This window comes from Sphaerisporangium sp. NPDC051017 (genome assembly GCF_040683095.1).
In the GTDB taxonomy this organism is placed as follows: domain Bacteria; phylum Actinomycetota; class Actinomycetes; order Streptosporangiales; family Streptosporangiaceae; genus Sphaerisporangium.
Window position 1 is genome coordinate 58,223 of the sequence record NZ_JBFBCI010000046.1, and the last position, 17,717, is coordinate 75,939.

The following is a 17,717-nucleotide window of genomic DNA, read 5'->3' on the forward strand; positions in this document are numbered from 1 at the left end:
GCCTACGGCCTCCCTTCGGTGAGCACCGCGAGGGCCACCGGCTTCGCCGCGTCCCGCAGCGTCGTGACCAGCGTCGCGACGCGCACCCCGTTCGAGGCGAGCACCGCCCAGGCCTCCCCGCGCCCGGAGGCGAGGGTGAGCGGGGCGCCCTCGAGACCGGCGTCGCGCAGGCTCTGGACGGCGGCGAGCACGCGGGCCCCGGCCGTGTCGAGCTCCTCGCCCGTTTCGGCCGAGACCTGCTTGGCCAGCGGCAGGTGCTTGCCCAGCAGCTTCTTCCACTGGGTCGCCGTGTGGTGGGTGACCTCCGTCACGCCGGTTCCGGTCGTCCCGTCCGCGACGACGCAGAGCGTGAGCCCCGCCCCGTGCGCGGCCGACACCGCCGGGCCGCCGTCGGCGACCGGCTTGCCGCCGGGTCCGGCGGTCAGCGTGACCGGACGGCCGGCGGCGCGTCCCGCCGCGACCGCCGTGCGGGCCTCGCGGGTGGCGTCGTCGTCGGCGCCCTCCGCGTACGGCTCGACGGCGACGGCCACGCGGGTGCCGACCAGGTCCTCCACCGTGCGCTCGACGTAGGAGCCGAGCAGCGGGGTGACCCACGGGCCGCGGCCGTCCTTTTTGCGGACGGCCTGCAGACGCAGACCCTCCCACCGCTCGACGACCTCACCGGCCGCGGTGCGGACGGCGATGTCGTATATATAGGTGTCGCCGTCGCGCAGCCGCTCGGTGGCGCAGTACCGCAGCTCACCGGCCGCGGCGAGAGCGGCCCCGCCCGCGTACACCCGCTCGATGCCGGTCGGCAGCAGGGTGGCGTCCGGGACGCAGACCTGGTTGCCGTGCATGAGCGCGTCGCGCATGCCCGGGTCGCCGAGCAGCAGCTCGCCGGGCAGGTAGCCGGCGAACCAGTCGGGCGCGGAGATCGCGGCGACGTCGGCGTCGACGTGGCGCGCGGCGGCCCGGTGGTAGCGGCGCAGGCGGTGAAAACGGCCGCCCTGGAACAGCGTGTCGCCGTACATCTCCGTGGGCGGGTCGAGCGGGACGACCGGCAGGCCCTCGCCGATCTGGACGGGCGGGCCGTCCGGCACCGGCTCGCCGGTGAACTTCACCTTCGCGCGGAAGTGGTCGACCTCGAAGCCGGTCTCCGCGCTGCGGATCGCGACCTCCACGGTGGCCTCGCCGTCGTCGCCGCTGTCGGTGACGACCGCGGCGACGCGGATCGTCGTGCTGCCCTCCGGCGGCACGATGATCGGACGGCTGAACTCCGCGCCCTCGATGACCGGCGCGGTCGTGCGGCCGGTGACCGCCTGGGCGGCCTGGGCCATCGCCTCCATGCCGAAGACGGCGGGGAACAGCAGGTTGCCGTCGAGCAGGTGGTCGGCGAGGTACAGGTCGGTGCCCGCGTTCATCTCCACCTCGGTGACGAGCTCGACACCGTGGTAGTGGACGAGGGGCTTGTCGACGAACCGCAGGAGCGGGAGCTCCGGCAGGTCGTAGCGCGCGGTGTCGATTCCCTGCGTGCGGCCGCTGATGACCACGGTGGCGGGCACGTCGGGGTCGGACACGAGCCGGCGCATGATCTCCACGCCCTGCTCGGGGGTGATGGCGGTGACGCCCATGCGGCCGAGCGAGTCGACCACCGAGAGCTTCTCGCCCATGCCGACCTCGGACCAGACCGACCACTCCATGCAGATCGCCCGGCAGCCGGGGTGCGTCTCGCCCACTTCGCGGGTGAGCTCGGCCATCCAGTCGTTCGCGGTGGAGTAGTGCGCCTCGCCCTGCAGGCCGGCCCGGCCGATGATGCTGCCGAACGACACCAGCAGGCGCAGCTTCCCGGGCTCGATCGCGTCGAGGACGTTGCGCAGGCCGTCGACCTTCGGGGCGAAGGTGCGGCGGAACGCGGCGGCGTCCAGGCCGGTGATCGCGGCCGGCTCGTTGCGGCCGGCGCCGTGCAGCACGGCGGTGACCGGCCCGAGCGCGGCCGACAGCTCGGCCACGGCGGCGGCGACCTTGGCGGCGTCGGTGACGTCGGCGCGGGCGTACCGCACCGTCACGCCGGAGTCCGCCATCCGCTTCAGGTTGTCGGCCAGTTCCTTGTCGTCCTCCGGGGCCGAGCGGCCGAGGACGGCCAGCTTGGCTCCGGTGTCGGTGGCCACGGCCAGGGCGCACTCGGCGGTGATGCCCTTGCCGCCGCCGGTGACCAGCAGCACGTCGCCCTCGCCCAGCGGGAGCTCGGTGCGGGCCGGACGGGTCGGCAGCGCGCGCAGCGTCGGCACCCGCCGCGCACCCTGGTCGTCGTAGAAGACCTCGGAGAACCGGGTCGTCGCGGCGACCTCGTCCACGATCCGGGCGACGGCTTCGGGGCCCGGGGGGATGTGGACGATGGTGGTGCGCAGGTGCGGCGCCTCGAGCTGCAGCGTCTTGGCCAGGCCCGCCGCGCCGGCGCCGTGCTGGACGGCGACGAAGCGCGTGCCCGGAGCGGCGGCGACGGCCGCCTGCGCGGCGCGCAGCGCCTGCTCCAGGTGGGCCTCGGCGCACTCCTCGGGAAGGACGACCAGCAGGCCGGAGCCCACCTTGCCCTTCTCCAGGGCGTCGCGCAGCGGCGCGGCCAGCGGGGAGTCCCCCGGCGCGTAGAGCTGCCACGGGCCGTTCTCCTGGGGAGAAGCGCGCGCGGGCAGCGGCAGCTCGTCCAGGTCGACCGCGAACGGCCGCGACCACGGGGCCGCGCCGACGACGATCGCCGGGCCGGCGGGCGCGGCGGTCTTGGCGCTCTGCGCCAGCTCGTCCAGCGCCTCCGACAGCTCGCGCAGGCTCGCCGTGGCGAGGTTGGTCGGCGCGTGCGAGGCGGGGACGCCGAGCTTCTGGCTGGCCTGGTCGATGATGTGCATGACCGTGACCGAGCTGAGGTGCAGCTCGTCCAGCGGGCGCGCGTCCTCGCCGACCATCTCGATGGGGAGCTCGGCCCGCTCGGCCGCGAGGCGGCGCAGCAGGTCGATGCTCGATTCGGTGGCCTCGCCCGTCTCCCCGGTCTGCGTGACCGCCGGCGCGGCGGCCTCGGGCCGAACCGCGACGGCGTCCCGGCGGACGGTGCCGGTGATCTCGACCGTCGGCGCCTGCTCGACAGGGCTCTGGAAGAACGAGAACCGGGCGCCGACCTCCAGCGGCCGCAGCAGCCGCCCGTGGAACAGCTCCTCGTGCACGACGGGGACGCCGACGACGTACGCCGCGCCGGCCACGCGCAGCAGCCCGGTCAGCGACTCGTCGTCGGTGTCCAGCGGCACGGCCGGAACCTCGGTCACCGACGCCGCGAGCCCGCTGAGCACCCGGCCGGGGCCGACCTCGACGAACAGGTCGATGTCCTTGGCCGCGCGCTCGACCGCCTGCGTGAACAGCACCGGGTCGGTGATCTGCGCGCGCAGCAGCGCCGGGATGTCGGTGCCGGACGGCAGCGTCTCCCCGGTGACCGTGGAGACGACCTGCCGCTCGACGGCGCCGAACTCCTCGTGCTCCAGCGCGGCGCCGAGCTCGTCGGCGGCCGGGGCGACCAGCGGCGAGTGGAAGGCGTGGGACACCGCGAGGCGGGTCCACTTCAGGCCCGCGGCCGTGGCCTTGGCCCCGAACGCCTCGATCGCCTCAACGGTGCCGGCGACCACGGTCTGCTCGGGCCCGTTGTACCCGGCGATGACGACGGGCAGGTCGCCGAGCAGGTCGATGACCGCGTCCGGCGTCGCGCGGACGCCTGCCATGGTGCCCGTGGCGCTGCTGTGCTCGGTCATCGCCTTGCCCCGGACGGTGGCCACGCGCAGCAGGACGTCCTCGTCCATCGCACCGGCCCAGTGCAGGGCCGAGATCTCGCCGAGGCTGTGCCCGACGGCGACCTCGGCGTCCACGCCGATCAGGGACAGGGCGCGCAGGCCCGCCATCGAGCCGGTGACGATGCGCGGCTGGGCGACGGCCGTCGCCACCATGTCACCGGCGGTGGGCAGGTCCGCCTGGACGTAGATCTCCTCGACCTCGGGGAAGCGGCGGCGCAGCGCGCCCCCGCTCGTGCCGCGTCCGGAACCCTGGCCGGGGAACAGGAAGCCGACCCGGCCCGGGCCGTCGGCGTGGCCGAGGAACGCCCGGCCGTCCGGCGAGAACAGGCTGGTCTCGCCCGCGTCCAGCGCGTCGATCGCCCGCCGGAGCTGCCGCTCGGCGTCCTCCGGGGAGGTCGCGACGATGGCGGCGCGGAACGGCAGGTCGCGCAGCTCGCGCTGGAGCGTCGCGGCGAGGTCGCCCACCTGGCCGTAGGAGACCTGGGTGACGAAGTCGGCCAGCTCGGCGAGCCGGTCGCGCAGCGCCTGCGGCGTCGCGGCGTCCGCGAGCAGCAGCTCGGCGTCCTGCGCGGACGCGGCGAGCTGGCGGGTGCGCGTGGACAGCAGCCGCTTGCGCGGTCCGGTCTTCTCCAGCACGACGTGGGTGTTGATGCCGCCGAAGCCCATGGCCGTGATGCCGGCGCGCACGGGCGCGCCGGCGGGCCACGGCTCGGCCTTGCGCAGCGCGCGCAGGGTGGCCGAGTCGGAGGTGAGGATGTCGTGCGGGTCGACACAGCCGATGGTCGGCGGCAGCACCTGCTCGTGCACGGCCATCGCGGCCTTGATGAGCCCGGCGACGCCGGCCGCCGCCTTGGCGTGACCGATCATGCCCTTGATCGAGGTGACGGCGGCGGGCTTGTCCGAGGCGCCGGCCTCCGCGCGCGCCTCGGACAGGGCGGTCAGCTCGGTCTTGTCGCCGACCGCCGTGCCGGTGCCGTGACCCTCGAACAGCTCGACGGTCTCGATGCCGAACCCGGCGCGCTCATAGGCCCGCTTCAGCGCCAGCTTGTAGCCGCTGACCTCGGGCCGGGTGATGCCGCCCTTGCCGTCGGAGGAGATGCCGAAACCGGCGATGGTCGCGTAGACGCGGTGGCGCGCCGCGAGGGCGTCCTCCTCGCGCATCAGCACGACCATGCCGCAGCCCTCGCCCGGCCAGAAGCCGTTGGAGTGCCGGTCGTACAGGCGGAACTCGCCCTTGGCCAGGGCGCCGGTCTTGGCGAACCCGATGATCTCGAACGGGTCGATGGACAGGTCGACGCCGCCCGCGATGGCGACGTCGATGTCGCCGTCGATCAGGCTCTTGCAGGCGTTGGTCACCGACAGCAGCGACGAGGAGCACGCGCCGTCGACGGTGTAGCCGCCGCCGTGCAGATCGAAGTGGTTGCAGATGCGCCCGGCGATGGTGTTGGACAGGCCACCCGCCAGGGTGTCCTCGTCGACGGGCGGGAACGGGTTCTTGTAGGTGGCCTCGAGGTCGGCGAGGAACGTGGCGAGACGGTCGTCGTCCCAGCCCTGCTCCTTGAGGACCGCGCCCACCGTGCGGCGGACGTACGGCCAGCGCAGCCGCATGACGTTGGCCCGGGTGAACTCGCCGGTGAGGGTGTTGCCCACCACCACGCCGGTGCGTTCCCGGTTCAGGCCTTCCGCCCCGGGGAATCCCGCGTCCGCCAGTGCCTGGCCCGCCATGTCGAGAGCGAGCCAGTGGGTCAGATCTGTGGAGCGGTACGTGCTGCCGGCGATCTTGTAGCGGACCCGGTCGAACTCGTAGCCCTCGATGACCGCCGCCGTGCGCGCGTAGAAGGTGTCCGGGGTCGCCGGATCGGGATCCCAGTAGTCTTCGAGACGCATGCGCACGTCGGGCAGTCTTCGAAAGGCGCGGCGACCGGCGAGAGCGTTCTCCCAGAGCTCTCTCGGCGACGTGGCGTCCGGATATCGGCACGCCATGCCAACGATCGCGATCCTGGTCATACGGTGGCAACCTCTTTACCGTTGGCCGAGGCCGTGTCGACGGACAGCGGCGGAAGCGGCGGCGGAGCCTGGGCCGCCTCGCGCTGCTCGCGAGCCTTGTTGACGAAGTGGAGCGCCCAGAAGAACCCGCCGCGGATGGCGCAGACGCCGGCCGTGGCGAAGAAGAGCGCGTACGAGATGTGCACGGCCGTCAGCAGGCCGTACAGGAGGGCAACGCCGCCGCCGAACACGACCTGCGAGGCCGGCTTGGACGGGCTCGTACCCGGGTCGGTGATCATGTAGTTGCTGAACAGGACGAACGCGACACCGGTCATCATGGCGAGACCCGCCGAGATGGAGGTGCCGAAGAAGATTCCACGAAGGACGGCCTGGAGGGCGAAGACGCCGATCCAGCTCATGATCAGCGGCATACGGCCGGTGAGCTTGCCGTTCAGCATCGTGCCGCCGATGATGATCAGGCCGGGGATCAGCCAGTCGGCCCACGTGTCGATGTTCTCCGTGAAGTGGTACGGCGGAGCGATGCTCGCCCAGGGGAACACCAGCAGGATGACGGCGATGCCGAAGTTCGACGGGTTCATGTAGTGCCGCATGCGGCCCTTCACCGGGGCCCGCAGCACCCACTTGGCGCCGACGGCCACGACCACGCCGAAGATCAGGACCCAGACCTGGTCGTTGACGTAGGTCAGCATGTTCATGGCAAGGCTGGTGATGTGCGCGGGGTACAGGAACTCGCGCAGGCCACGGATGCCGTTGCCCATGTAGCGCGGCGTGCGGCCCTCGACCCGCGCGCTGATGTACTCAAGCCCGATCTCGGTCGCGTAACCGACCCCGACGGCGAGGAAGGGCCAGGTCCACGGCTGCTCGAACCCGAGGATCGTGTAACCGACGATGTTGAAGACGGTGATCGACATCGCGAAGTTGCGCAGGGCGATGACGACCTTGGGATCGTGACGCGGTGGCGCGGCGGGCTTCGTGTCTACCATTTCGATCACTTCTCCTTGGCCTGCTGGCCGAGCTCGAGCGAGTGCCAGCCGGTGGTCAGCTGAAGTTCCTGCTTGTGCTTCGCGCCCGCGCGGTCACGCCACTGGATCTCCGCCTTCAGCGGGCCGGAGATGTTCGGGCCGAGGCCGATGTGGACGTCGGTGCTGCGACGGCCGGAGTGGCCGCTGCTGCCGTCGACGCGGGCGATGAACTTCTTACCGTCCGGGGTCATCACGCAGACCTGGGCGCCGATGACCGGCGAGCCGGGGGCCGCCAGGGTGCCCTTCGCCGTCTTGGCGGGCGGGGCGGCGTGGGTGAGGCGCAGGCCGACGAACGCGCCGGCGTCCTGGCTCTGGTTGTGGTAGAAGACCGGAGCGTCCCACTGGCGGGCGACCGCGAAGTCCAGCAGGCCGTCGCCGTCGGCGTCACCGGTGGCGATGCCGCGGGTGGGCACGGGGATGGCGAGGCCGAGCTCCTTGGCGAGGTCGACATAGCGGCCCGAGGGGCCCTTCACGAAGAAGTGCAGGGTCTGGTTGCCGCCGATGTCGTCGCCGGCGGTCGCGTTCGGCCACCAGAACGGGTTCTGCAGCATTTCGTCGTTCGCCGTGGCGAGCTCCTGGAGCTGCGGCCAGCGGTCGGTCTGACCCTTCACGAAGCCGGTGGCCTGGGCGATCTGCAGCTCGCCACCGTTGTTGAAGTCGTCGATCTTCACGTCCCAGCCCCAGCCGGACCACGCCGTGCCGGACGGACCGCTCTTGTCCTCCCAGGGGGCGACGCCGTCACGCAGCTTGGCGCGCAGGTCCTCCTGGTTCTTGGCCGTGGACATGAACTGGAAGTTGCTCTCCTCGATGCCCCACGAGGTGGTGATGTTGCTGACGAACATGTCGTAGATGCCGTCGTGGTTCAGGTCGCCGAAGTCGACGCCCATACCCTTGAAGGAGTCGTGACCGACGGACTTGGACTTGGGGACGATCGGCGAGCGCACGCCCTCGACGAGGGAGAGCTTGATCTGGCCGGGGGTGGACCGGTTGTAGTACATCCGGTCCGGGCCGAAGTCGTTGGCCAGGTACAGCTCGGGAAGCAGGTCGCCGTCCAGGTCGGTGGCGGCGGCGGCGAGCTCCCAGCCCTTGGCCTCGTCCTCGGGCAGGACGTCGTCCAGACGCTGGTAGGCGGGAGTGCCCCCGATGACGCCCGTCCAGCGGAAGAAGTAGTCCCCACCACCGTTGTGCGCGGCCGACATCGAGTGGTTCATGTGCACGCCGCCCGCGACCTTCGGGTCCAAGACGGGGCCGTCGGCGAAGTAGTTGCCGATGAAGATGTCGTCGTGCCCGTCGCCGTCGAAGTCCGCGACGGTGGCGGCGTTGGTGTTCCACTGCGGGCCGGTGTACTTGCCGTCGGCCGAGTTCGGGCCCGGCACCAGCTCGACGGACTTGTAGGCGTCCGCGTTGAGCTTGGTCGCGCCCGGCTGGGCCAGGTAGATGATCGGCGTGCGGCCCCACATGTAGACCAGCAGGTCGATGCGGCCGTCCTCGTTGTAGTCACCGGGGACGCAGCCCATGGGCGCCATGACGTCGTTCATCGGCAGTGTGCTCTTCAGCACGAACGGCTCGTACCGGTCCGACTTCGCGCCCGGGGCCGGGGTGATGACGACCTGGTCGATGCGCGTGTCCACGAGGCACAGGTCGTTGGACAGGCCGTCGCCGTCGAGGTCGTTCATCGCGATGGCCGCGCCGACCGAGGAGATCCACGCGTCGATGTGCTTGTAGTCCTTGTTCACCTGGCGGATCGACTTCTGGGTGTATCCGCTTGGCAGCGCGATGGACTGGGGCTTGAACGAGAACTTGCTCGCGACGGTCGCCGCTTCGGCGGCGGAGTAGCTAGGCAGGCGGGCGATCAAGAAAGCGCTCGTGACCAGCACGAGAGCGACGATTCCCGGTAGCTGTCTGCGAAGCCAGCCAAGGGTCGCAGTCACGGGCTAACACCTCCAAGGGTTACAAGTTGATCGGCGATGCGTGTGCGCCACACTTCGTAGGCAGGCACATCGCCCTGGTCAGGCTGGTCGGGAATGGTCTCGTAGCAGACCATCGCCGCCTGCTCCGCCGTGGCCTCGCAGAGAATGCTGGTCGCGAGCTCCGTGGAGGGCACGACGAGCCCCGGCCTGAAACGGGCCTCGGCGGCGAAGGCCGAGCCCTGGGCGAGCTGGGGGCGGTACTGGCCGGCCCGCTCGCGGAACCTGCGCAGCTCGCCCTCCTCGACGCCGCAGGCGTAGGTCGCCGCGAGGCCGGAGCCGGCGAACAAGTCGCCGCGGCGGCGCTCGGGGAAGGTCTCGATGAGGTCGGCCACGACGTCGACGTCGGTGCCCCCGACGAACCACATGGCCCGTCCGATGCCCTGGTCGATGACGCGGTTGGCGTAACCGGGAGGGCCGCCGGCGGGCCACGGGAACGCGGGATCCTGGTACTGCCCGCGCACGTACTTGTCGGTGTGGAAGTACGCCTGGTGGAAGCCGTATCCGTCGAGCGCCAGCCACTTCAGCAGCGGGTCGGGCGCGTGGATCTTCGACCACAGGAACTTCGGCAGGCGGGCCATGGCCCACCCGACGCCGACGTAGATCAGGTCGGTCTGGTTCTGGCCCTGCGGGTCGGCCAGGAAGTCGGCGACCTTGCGCCCGCCGGAGAACGGCATGGCGTCGAGGATCGCGAAGCCCATGCCCGCGCCCTCGTAGGCGAACCCGCGGAAGCGCATCGGGAGCATCTCCAAGCGCTCCACGGCGTCGGCCGGGGTACGCGCCTCGGCGGCGTAGGCGAAGCCGGTGAGGAACATCTCACCGACCGTCTCCAGCAGCTCCCGAGACTGCGAGTCCTTCACGTGGAAACCACGCGTCGAGAGTTTCGTCTCCGAGACGTTCGGCGTGAGAATTCGACGCCTCAATGACCGTAGAAGGCTGGCCAATTACCTCTCCTTCCCGCTGGAGTTTCCCCTTCTCCAGGGGGCGGTGTCTGGTTAACTGTAGACGTACGGGTTGATATCGGGTCCACTTCAAATGTGCGCATTCGGCCGTTCGCGCGCATTTCAGGGCATGCCTGAGCAGGCCGTACGGCGAATTAATATCTCCGGCCCGCGCGATACCGCGGGCCGGACGACCCCGTCCCGGAAGATTCTCGGGAAAGGGAGGAATCAGCCCGCGACGGCGGCGTCCGTGGACGCGAAACGCGCGCGCACGCCGCGCCGCCACAATTCATATGCCGGGACGTCCGAGGACGAGGCGCTCACGGCCGCGTCGTCCGCGAGCGCCACGGCGCCGCCGACGGTGAGCCCGGCGAGGACCGAGGTGGCCAGTTCGGTGTGGGGTGGTACGAATCCCGCGAAGTCGCGGGCCTTGGCCGCGAAGACGACGCCCTGGGCCAGCTCGGGGCGGTACTCGCCCGCCTCGGCGCGCAGGACGGCGAGGACCTCGGCCTCGGCGCCGCCGGCGAAGGTGGCGGCGAGCCCGACGCCGCTCCACAGGTCGGCCTGCCGGTGCGAGGCGAACGCGCGCACGTGGGCGGCGACGTCGGCCGCCTGGCCGCCGTGGATGAACCACAGCGCCCGGCCGATCCCCTGGTCCACCGCGCGCAGGAAGTAGTCCGGCGAGCCCTCCCAGGGGTACGCGGCCGGCACCCGCTGCTCGTCCACCCAGCGCCTGGTCTCGAAGTAGGCGCGGTCGAACCCGTACCCGTCGACGGCGAGCCAGCTCATCGTCGGGTAGTACGCCGAGCCGGTCAGGTCGGGCATGACCTTCTTCCACAGCGGCCTCGGCAGGCGGGCCATGGCGAAACCGATGCCGATATAGGTGAGGAAAATATGCGGCTGCCCGGGGCCCATCAAAAGGTCACGGGTGCGGTGACCGCGACCGCCCCCCATCGCGTCCACGACCGTGAAGGCCATCGTCGCGCCCTCGTAGGCGAACCCCCGGTACTCCGGGTCCACCAGGCTGAGGCGGCGCTCGACCTCCCACTGGTCACGCGCGTCGATTCCCCACTCGAAACCACAGATCACCGACTGCGGAATGGCCTCCAGCCGCCGTGTGGCATCCGTCGGGGTCACGGGAAAGCCGCGCTCACCGAAAGTCACCTCGGCCAGCGACGGCGTCAACAAGAGTCTGCGCAGCGAACCGAACAGGGTAGGCATAATGCTCCTCACGTTTCACCGTCAGCCGATGACGGTTACTCACATCAGCTGGACCATTTCATGGTCATATAAGCTCTAGGAGAGATACATCTCCCGTATTGCGGGTGCTATGTGGTGATCCGTAATAACGTGCGGGAGCGATGCCCGGAACCGGGCAGGGGAATATACGGGGGCCGCTAACGAGCCCAGCCGCTGAGACGCCAGGCGCTGCCGCGGGCCTCCTGGCCCGGCCGCCCGGGGCGCGTGCGCTCCGCCCACTCCGAGGTCGCGGGCGGCGGATCCGCGGGGACCTCCTGGCCCAGTTGGTGCTGCGCAGCGCGCACGACAAGCGCTACCATTAACGCCGCGAGCTCCTCCGGAGACGGGTTGCCGCGGACGACTTCGAGCTTCGAGTCGCTCGCCACGGCACACCCCCGATCGATGTCTCTCCCGATCGTCTCCGGCGCCGGCCACCGTCGGCATCTTCTCGCTTGCGCAGCCCCGTCAGGGCCGCGGTGAAACCACTGTCAAGGCTCTGACGTCGCATCTAGCGGGTATCGCCCCGCAGCTTCATGAGCCCGCGGAACCTCGTCTTCCCGCTTCCCGGCGACGCAGAGTTACAAATGCGCCGACACGGCGAGAAGAGAGAAGGGTTTCGACATGACGAACTCGGTGACATACCCGGAGCGGCCGGAAGCGACCGCCTCGGCGACGCCCGAGAACGAGAACGTGAAGGCTCACCTGAAATGGCCGCAACGCCTCCCGGCGGTGCCGCTCGGTGAACGCAGGACCTCGGAGCCGCACATTCCCCTTGACAGCAACGAACCCGGGATTCGCGCGCTTTTCCGGTACCGCCCGGAAACGGCGCACCCGCTGATCCTTTTATCCGAGGTGCTGCTGTGCGGCGAGAGCACGATGACCCGCGGCGAGCGTGAGCTGATCGCGGCGTACGTGTCCGCGCGGAACAAGTGCCGGTTCTGCTTCTACACCCACGCGGCGTTCGCGGCCGTCCGCGCGCCCGAGGGGATGACGCTGGTGGAGCAGGTCTGCGAGGACCTGGACACCGCCCCCGTCTCGGAGAGGCTGCGGGCGCTGCTGCGCATCGCCGGCACGGTCCAGGAGGACGCGCGGCAGGTGACCTCCGAGCAGGTGGAGGCGGCGAAGGCGGCGGGCGCGACGGACGTCGAGGTCCACGACACCGTCCTCATCGCGGCGGCCTTCTGCATGTACAACCGCTACGTCGACGGCCTCGCGACGTTCACGCCCGACGACCCGGCCGTTTATATGGCGCGGGCCCAAATGAGCGACGGATACATCGCGGTGAACGGCACAACGGAACTTCTGGCGTCCTGATCGGGAGCCGGTGGCGCCCGGCGTTCCACGGCCGAGAAGGCCGCGTGACAAAAACTCACGGTATTGATCGGACACCCGGCCCGCCCGTTTTCCGCGCGAGGCCGGGTCTCCTCATGGAGCCATCGGAAAACGGGCCTGGCGGCGCGGTCGTCCCGCCGTCGCGCGGGGACACCGTCGGCCCCGGCACGGGATCGCCGGCCGCGCGGGCGCGTGGCTCAGCCGGACAGGCGCGGCTCAGCCGAAGAATTCGTCGATGACGTAGGAGTCCTGCGGGAAGCTCCAGCGCTCGGCGATCTTCCCGTCGACGAGGCGGAACACGTGCACGCCGCGCTCGTCGAGCGTCTTCCCCCCACGTTCGCCCGTGATGCGGAGCATCACCGCGACGCGGTCCTCGTCGGTGAGGAACGCGTCCGGCTCGTAGCGCATGGTGTTGCCCGTGACGTCGACCAACCGCGCGAGATAGCCGACCACCTCGGCCTTGCCGCGGTAGTCTCCCGCCAGCTTGCCCTGGCCGGGCACGTGGAAGACCACGTCGTCCGCGAGCAGGTTGTCGCGTACGTAGTCGAGGTCTCCCTTGATGATCGCCTCGTAGCTGGCCTTGGCTCTGGTGATGTCGGGTTGTGCGGACATGACGGCCTCCTCATGAACGGTGTGGATCTTTCCGAGGGCGCGACCGCACGCTACGCGAGAAGATCGCACAGAACAAAAGGGAGTAAGGACAGACTTACCAGCGCGCCATGGGACCTAACGGATTAGCCAATTGACCCCTATTTCGGACACCCCATACGAAAAATCCCGTCCGTTGACAGGCGGTCGTTCACTAGCGAACATGAGCATTCGTCGGAGAGATGCGATCGCGCCAGGGCCACGAGGCGGAGTCCCCGTCACTCAAGGGCCGGTTAAGGAGCTTCATGCCCCATATCACCCTCGGTTCCGACGAGCCGGGAATTCGTAGTGTTCCGGCCTTCAGGCCGGGGGTGAAGCGGACTCTCCCGCCTAGCGGGGCAGGGAAAGCCGATCCGCCGCCAAGGCGGATCGGCGTCTGTTAGCCTGCTCGCGTCAGGTACCGCTGGACGGGTGGGAACGGAGCCCTTGGGTTCGAAAGCCTGTGGAGACCCGGTAAGACCGCTTCGGTGGCGCAGGTCGGTGAAGCAGGAAGCCGCAGAAGTGCCGCACGCGTGGCACAGGCTGAATCTCCGGCATTCATGCCAGAGAGAGCGCGTCAATCCTCGCACGCCGCCTACGCCGCGGCGCAGCTCCCCGAGGGCATGAACCTGGTCGAGCGGGTCCATGCCCTCGGCGCCGCTCCGGTGTCCGAAAAGCTCCGCGCCCTGCTCGGCATCGCGGGCCACGTCCAGCAGAGCGGCAAGCGGGTCACCGAGGCCGACGTCGCCGCCGCCCGCGCGGCCGGCGCGACCGACCGGGAGATCCACGACACCGTCCTCATCGCGGCGGCCTTCTGCATGTACAACCGCTACGTCGACGGCCTCGCGACGTTCGCGCCCGACGACCCCGCGAGCTACGCCGCGCGGGCCGAGCGCATCACCAAAGACGGCTACCTCGCCCTGCCGGTGGATTCGCAGAAGGGGTGAGCCCGGCCGGTCGCCCCTGCTAGGGGCACCCCCTATCAGGCCGGTATCTTGCGGCTGATCATCTCTCGGGTGGAATCACCCCGACCTAGAATTCGATCGTGTTCGCGCCCATGGCGGTGATAGGGGGGCCGCGCAGCAGGCCGAACGCCGCCGAAGCGCGTCGCGATGACCTGCCCATGCCGCGAGCGCGGCGTTCACGTCCCCCCGCAGGAGGACCGCCCATGCCCGAGACCAGCCCGGCGACGGATCCACGCGAGCACACGCACCGCTACCTCATCATTGGAGCCGGTCCCGCCGGCCTGCAGCTCAGTTACTTCCTCGACCGCGCGGGCGCCGACTACCTGACCCTGGAGCGCGAGGACGCCCCCGGGGGCTTCTTCCGCCGCTTCCCCCGCCACCGCCGGCTGATCTCGCTCAACAAGGTGAACACGGTCGAGAAGGACCCGGAGATCCTGCTGCGCTGGGACTGGAACTCCCTGCTCAACGACTCCCCCGACCTGCTGTTCCCGAACTACTCGCGCGAGTACTTCCCCGCCGCGGACGACCTGCTGCGCTACCTGGCCGACTTCCAGCGCGAGCACGCGCTCAACGTGCGGTACGACACCGCCGTCGACCGCATCGAGAAGGTGGACGGGCGGTTCGTCGTCCACTCCGGGGACGAGGTGTTCCGCGCCGAGTGCCTCATCGTGGCGACCGGCTGGGGCGGCCCGCACGTCCCCGACATTCCGGGCATCGAGCTGGCGTCCGGCTACGAGGACGTCAGCACCTCGGGTGAGGAGTTCACCGGCAAGCGGGTGCTGATCATCGGCAAGGGCAACTCGGCGTTCGAGACGGCCCACGCCCTGCTGCCGCACGCCGCGATCATCCACATGGCCAGCCCGAACCCGGTCAAGCTCGCGTGGACGAGCAAGCACCCGGGCCACGTGCGCGGCCAGTACGGGTCGCTGCTGGACAGCTACTGGTTCAAGACCCTGCACGCCGTGCTGGAGTGCCAGATCGACCGCATCTGGCGCGAGGGCGACGCCTACAAGACGGCCATCACCTACACGCTGGCGCAGGGCGAGCAGGCGCTGCTGGAGTACGACGCGGTGATCCGCTGCACCGGGTTCACCATGGACGGGGACATCTTCGACGCGTCCTGCACGCCGGAGCGGGCGCCGAACGGCCGCATCCCGGCGATCCGCCCGGACTTCCAGTCGGCCAACGTCGACGGCCTGTACTTCGCCGGCACGCTGATGCAGGCCCGCGACTTCAAGAAGGCGTCCTCGGCGTTCATCGACGGCTTCCGCTACAACCTGCGCACGCTGGCCGCCCTGCTCGCCGAGCGCTACGAGGGGACGCCGATCCCCCGGCACGTCGTGCCCGCCAACCCCGACGCGCTGACCGGCACCATGCTGGAGCGGGCCAACTACAGCTCCGCGCTGTGGACGCAGTTCGAGTACCTCTCCGACGCGTACGTGCTGGAGAAGGCGTCCGGGAACTTCCAGCGGTACGAGGACCTGCCGGAGGACTACGCGGCCGAGCGCTTCGCCGACGAAGAGCTCATGTTCACCGTCACGCTGCGGTGGGGCCGCCAGGACTACGGCGACGTGTTCGCCATCGAGCGGCACCCGACGCCGGACCGCGCCGAGGAGAGCGCGTTCCTGCACCCGGTGATCCGGGTGTGGCGGCGCGGCGAGCAGGTCGCCGAGCGGCACCTGCTGGAGGACCTGCAGGCGCGGTGGCTCGACCCCGTCCGGCACGTGGAGCCGCTGTGCCGGTTCCTGGGTGAACAGCTCCGGCCCGGCGACGATCGGCTCCCGACGATCGGCTTCTGACCAGCAGCTCCTGACGATCGGCTCCTGACGGCGACCGAGGCCGGTCACCTGGGCGCGTGCCCGGGTGACCGGCCTCGTCATTCTCGGCCGGGCGTTCGCGTCAGGCGGGCCCGTCCTGCTGCGCCGGGCCGGTGAAGTGCGCGATCAGATGGTCCACCACGTCGGACGGACGCCCGTGCATGGCGTGGGCGGCGCGCTGGCGAGCCGCGCCGGTGCCGCCGGTCAGCAGCCGCTCCAGCCGCCGGCTCACCACGGACAGGTCGCCGGTGCGGATGAGCGAGGGCCTGATGTGCGCCAGCAGCGTGTCGACCAGGTCCTCCGCGGGCCTCAGGCGGCCGGTCAGCGGATCGATGCCGTGCCCGGCCAGGCCGTCGCGGGCCGCGCGCCAGTACGCGACGCGCAGCCGCTCGCCCGACAGGCGAGGGCCCGGGTCGCCCCGCTCGACCCGCTCCAGCGAGACCACGACCAGCGCGCGCACGATCGCCGCCAGCAGCGCGGACTCCTCCGCCGTGCCGGCGACGTCGGTCACCCGGACCTCCAGCGTGGGGAGGCGCGCCGAGGGCCGTACGTCCCAGAAGATCGTCCCGGGGTCGACCAGCGCGCCCGACTCGCCGAGCGCGGCGGCGAGGTCCTCGTACTCGGCGAGCGAGGAGAAGTACGGCGGCGGGCCGGCCACCGGCCACTTGCCCCAGCACAACGTGCGGTAGGAGGCGTACTCGGTGTCGCGGCCCCGCCAGTACGGCGAGTTGGCCATCAGGGCGATCAGCAAGGGCAGCCACGGCCGCAGGTGGTTGCTCACCAGCACGGCGCGCTCGCGGTCGGGCAGGTGGACGTGGACGTGCGCCGCGCAGATGGCCTGCTCGTCGTGCAACGAGCGGTAGTTGGCTATGCCGACCGCGTACCGCGGGTCGTCGTGGATGAGCGGCGGCACGTAGTCGCCCAGCACGGGGGTGCCCGACGCGACCGGCGCGAGCCCCTCGGCGCGGGCCGCCTCGGCGACCTCGGCGCGCATGCGCCGCAGCTCGTGCTCCAGCTCGGGCACCCGGGCGCAGGGCGGCGTCTTGGCCTCGACCTGGTACATGGTGATCTCCAGGCCGACCCGGTCGTGCAGCCGGTCCGCCGCGCGCCGGACGACCTCCGCCCCGCGCGGCGCCACCTCGCGCGTCGCCGGATCGACGACGAAGTACTCCTCCTCCACCCCCATGAGCGGGCAGATCGGGTCATATGGCAACGTTTCCGCCGACTCTGCGGTCGCCGTCATCTTTCTTCCCACCTTAGAAATGATCACGCGTGACCCCTGCCGCGCACGGACCAGGACACGCTACCGAGCCGTGCCTCGCGTGCACGGGCCACCGGCCGAACCGACCGGCGGACGAATCCGGGACGAGACCGGAACGAGATCTACACCGCGGCCTCGGGGGCGGACGCCGCCGGACGGCGCAGCGCCGGCGTCAGCCTCAGGTAGCGCGCCATGCCGGTGACGGGGGCCTCCTCGGGCCGTGCTCCGGTTTCGGCGTCGGTGCTCATGGGTCTCCTCCCGGTCGCGTTGCGGACGCGCGCTCCCACCACACCAGGCAACTGGTGCGCAGTGCCGCGCAGACGGGATCGCCGTCGGGTCTCCACCACAGGTCTTCGCAGTCGGGCAGCATCTCGGTGACGACCACCTCCGCCGTGGGTAGCCGCGTACAACCACGCCCGGAGCGCCCGCCGACCCCGCCACCCGTCCATGGTCGTCCGCCAAGACGCGCCCGTCTTCTTCCGGCGTGGCGTGTTCGTCCCGGGCGTGTTCGTCTTCCGTTCGCGCGGCGCGCGCCCCCATTGCCCGTCGCCCGCCCATGGCCCTCCGCCATAGAGGGACCCCGAACAGGCGTCGCCGTAGTGAAGATCGTGTCGGCGACGGTGCGTAAGGCGGTGGGGGCGGTGGGGGCGGTGGGGGCGGTGGGGGCGGTGGGGGCGGTGGGGGCGGTGGGGGCGGTGGGGGGGGTGGGGTGGGAGGTGTTGTGGGGGGTGTT

General features: G+C 70.8%; 12 protein-coding genes. 3 read left to right on the forward strand and 9 right to left on the reverse strand.

The window, feature by feature from the left end:
* Positions 1-2 precede the first annotated feature (2 nt).
* The 6 genes from AB0M95_RS29470 to AB0M95_RS29495 all read right to left on the reverse strand — a co-directional run bounded on the left by AB0M95_RS29470 (position 3) and on the right by AB0M95_RS29495 (position 11,368).
* Complete coding sequence (locus AB0M95_RS29470; protein ID WP_363771335.1) at positions 3-5,813, reverse strand: SDR family NAD(P)-dependent oxidoreductase; 5,811 nt, start codon at positions 5,811-5,813, stop codon at positions 3-5.
* Positions 5,810-6,796, reverse strand: coding sequence for an enediyne biosynthesis protein (locus tag AB0M95_RS29475; RefSeq protein ID WP_363771338.1), 987 nt, complete (start codon positions 6,794-6,796; stop codon positions 5,810-5,812). Before AB0M95_RS29475 ends, AB0M95_RS29470 begins: the two co-directional genes overlap by 4 nt.
* A 5-nt stretch (positions 6,797-6,801) precedes the next feature.
* The gene (locus AB0M95_RS29480; RefSeq protein ID WP_363771341.1) at positions 6,802-8,766 is read right to left on the reverse strand and encodes a CRTAC1 family protein; all 1,965 of its coding nucleotides are present in this window, start codon (positions 8,764-8,766) and stop codon (positions 6,802-6,804) included.
* Entirely contained in the window at positions 8,763-9,746 is a 984-nt protein-coding gene (locus AB0M95_RS29485; RefSeq protein WP_363771344.1) for a DUF1702 family protein, read from the reverse strand. Before AB0M95_RS29485 ends, AB0M95_RS29480 begins: the two co-directional genes overlap by 4 nt.
* A 225-nt stretch (positions 9,747-9,971) precedes the next feature.
* On the reverse strand, positions 9,972-10,964 hold the full coding sequence (locus AB0M95_RS29490) for a DUF1702 family protein (RefSeq protein WP_363771347.1): 993 nt from the start codon (positions 10,962-10,964) through the stop codon (positions 9,972-9,974).
* Positions 10,965-11,140: 176 nt separating this feature from the next.
* Positions 11,141-11,368 carry an acyl-CoA carboxylase subunit epsilon gene (locus AB0M95_RS29495; RefSeq protein WP_363771350.1) on the reverse strand — a complete coding sequence of 76 codons (228 nt, stop codon included), beginning with the start codon at positions 11,366-11,368 and terminating at the stop codon, positions 11,141-11,143.
* 235 nt (positions 11,369-11,603) lie between these two features.
* Here AB0M95_RS29495 and AB0M95_RS29500 point away from each other — a divergent pair, with 235 nt between their 5' ends.
* Positions 11,604-12,296, forward strand: a complete 693-nt coding sequence (locus tag AB0M95_RS29500; protein WP_363771353.1) for a carboxymuconolactone decarboxylase family protein — start codon at positions 11,604-11,606, stop codon at positions 12,294-12,296.
* Positions 12,297-12,530: 234 nt separating this feature from the next.
* Here the strand turns inward: AB0M95_RS29500 and AB0M95_RS29505 are convergent, their stop codons facing one another.
* Positions 12,531-12,926, reverse strand: a complete 396-nt coding sequence (locus tag AB0M95_RS29505) for a nuclear transport factor 2 family protein (protein ID WP_363771356.1) — start codon at positions 12,924-12,926, stop codon at positions 12,531-12,533.
* 575 nt (positions 12,927-13,501) lie between these two features.
* Here AB0M95_RS29505 and AB0M95_RS29510 point away from each other — a divergent pair.
* Together AB0M95_RS29510 and AB0M95_RS29515 are read left to right on the forward strand one after the other, a co-directional pair.
* Positions 13,502-13,888, forward strand: a complete 387-nt coding sequence (locus tag AB0M95_RS29510) for a hypothetical protein (protein WP_363771359.1) — start codon at positions 13,502-13,504, stop codon at positions 13,886-13,888.
* A 221-nt stretch (positions 13,889-14,109) separates the two neighbouring features.
* Positions 14,110-15,705, forward strand: a complete 1,596-nt coding sequence (locus tag AB0M95_RS29515) for an NAD(P)-binding domain-containing protein (RefSeq protein WP_363771362.1) — start codon at positions 14,110-14,112, stop codon at positions 15,703-15,705.
* Between the two features lie 100 nt (positions 15,706-15,805).
* On the opposite strand, the gene AB0M95_RS29520 is transcribed toward AB0M95_RS29515, so the two are convergent.
* Together AB0M95_RS29520 and AB0M95_RS29525 are read right to left on the reverse strand one after the other, a co-directional pair.
* Complete coding sequence (locus tag AB0M95_RS29520) at positions 15,806-16,966, reverse strand: glutamate--cysteine ligase (protein WP_363771365.1); 1,161 nt, start codon at positions 16,964-16,966, stop codon at positions 15,806-15,808.
* Positions 16,967-17,106: 140 nt separating this feature from the next.
* Positions 17,107-17,232 carry a hypothetical protein gene (locus tag AB0M95_RS29525; protein WP_363771368.1) on the reverse strand — a complete coding sequence of 42 codons (126 nt, stop codon included), beginning with the start codon at positions 17,230-17,232 and terminating at the stop codon, positions 17,107-17,109.
* Positions 17,233-17,717 lie beyond the last annotated feature (485 nt).

Coding starts and splice junctions, on each gene's coding strand:
- AB0M95_RS29510 (WP_363771359.1), top strand. CDS start 13,502: ATGCCAGAGAGAGCGCGTCAATCCTCGCACGCCGCCTACGCCGCGGCG.
- AB0M95_RS29475 (WP_363771338.1), bottom strand. CDS start 6,796: ATGGTAGACACGAAGCCCGCCGCGCCACCGCGTCACGATCCCAAGGTC.
- AB0M95_RS29505 (WP_363771356.1), bottom strand. CDS start 12,926: ATGTCCGCACAACCCGACATCACCAGAGCCAAGGCCAGCTACGAGGCG.
- AB0M95_RS29500 (WP_363771353.1), top strand. CDS start 11,604: ATGACGAACTCGGTGACATACCCGGAGCGGCCGGAAGCGACCGCCTCG.
- AB0M95_RS29520 (WP_363771365.1), bottom strand. CDS start 16,966: ATGACGGCGACCGCAGAGTCGGCGGAAACGTTGCCATATGACCCGATC.
- AB0M95_RS29490 (WP_363771347.1), bottom strand. CDS start 10,964: ATGCCTACCCTGTTCGGTTCGCTGCGCAGACTCTTGTTGACGCCGTCG.
- AB0M95_RS29515 (WP_363771362.1), top strand. CDS start 14,110: ATGCCCGAGACCAGCCCGGCGACGGATCCACGCGAGCACACGCACCGC.
- AB0M95_RS29525 (WP_363771368.1), bottom strand. CDS start 17,232: ATGAGCACCGACGCCGAAACCGGAGCACGGCCCGAGGAGGCCCCCGTC.
- AB0M95_RS29470 (WP_363771335.1), bottom strand. CDS start 5,813: ATGACCAGGATCGCGATCGTTGGCATGGCGTGCCGATATCCGGACGCC.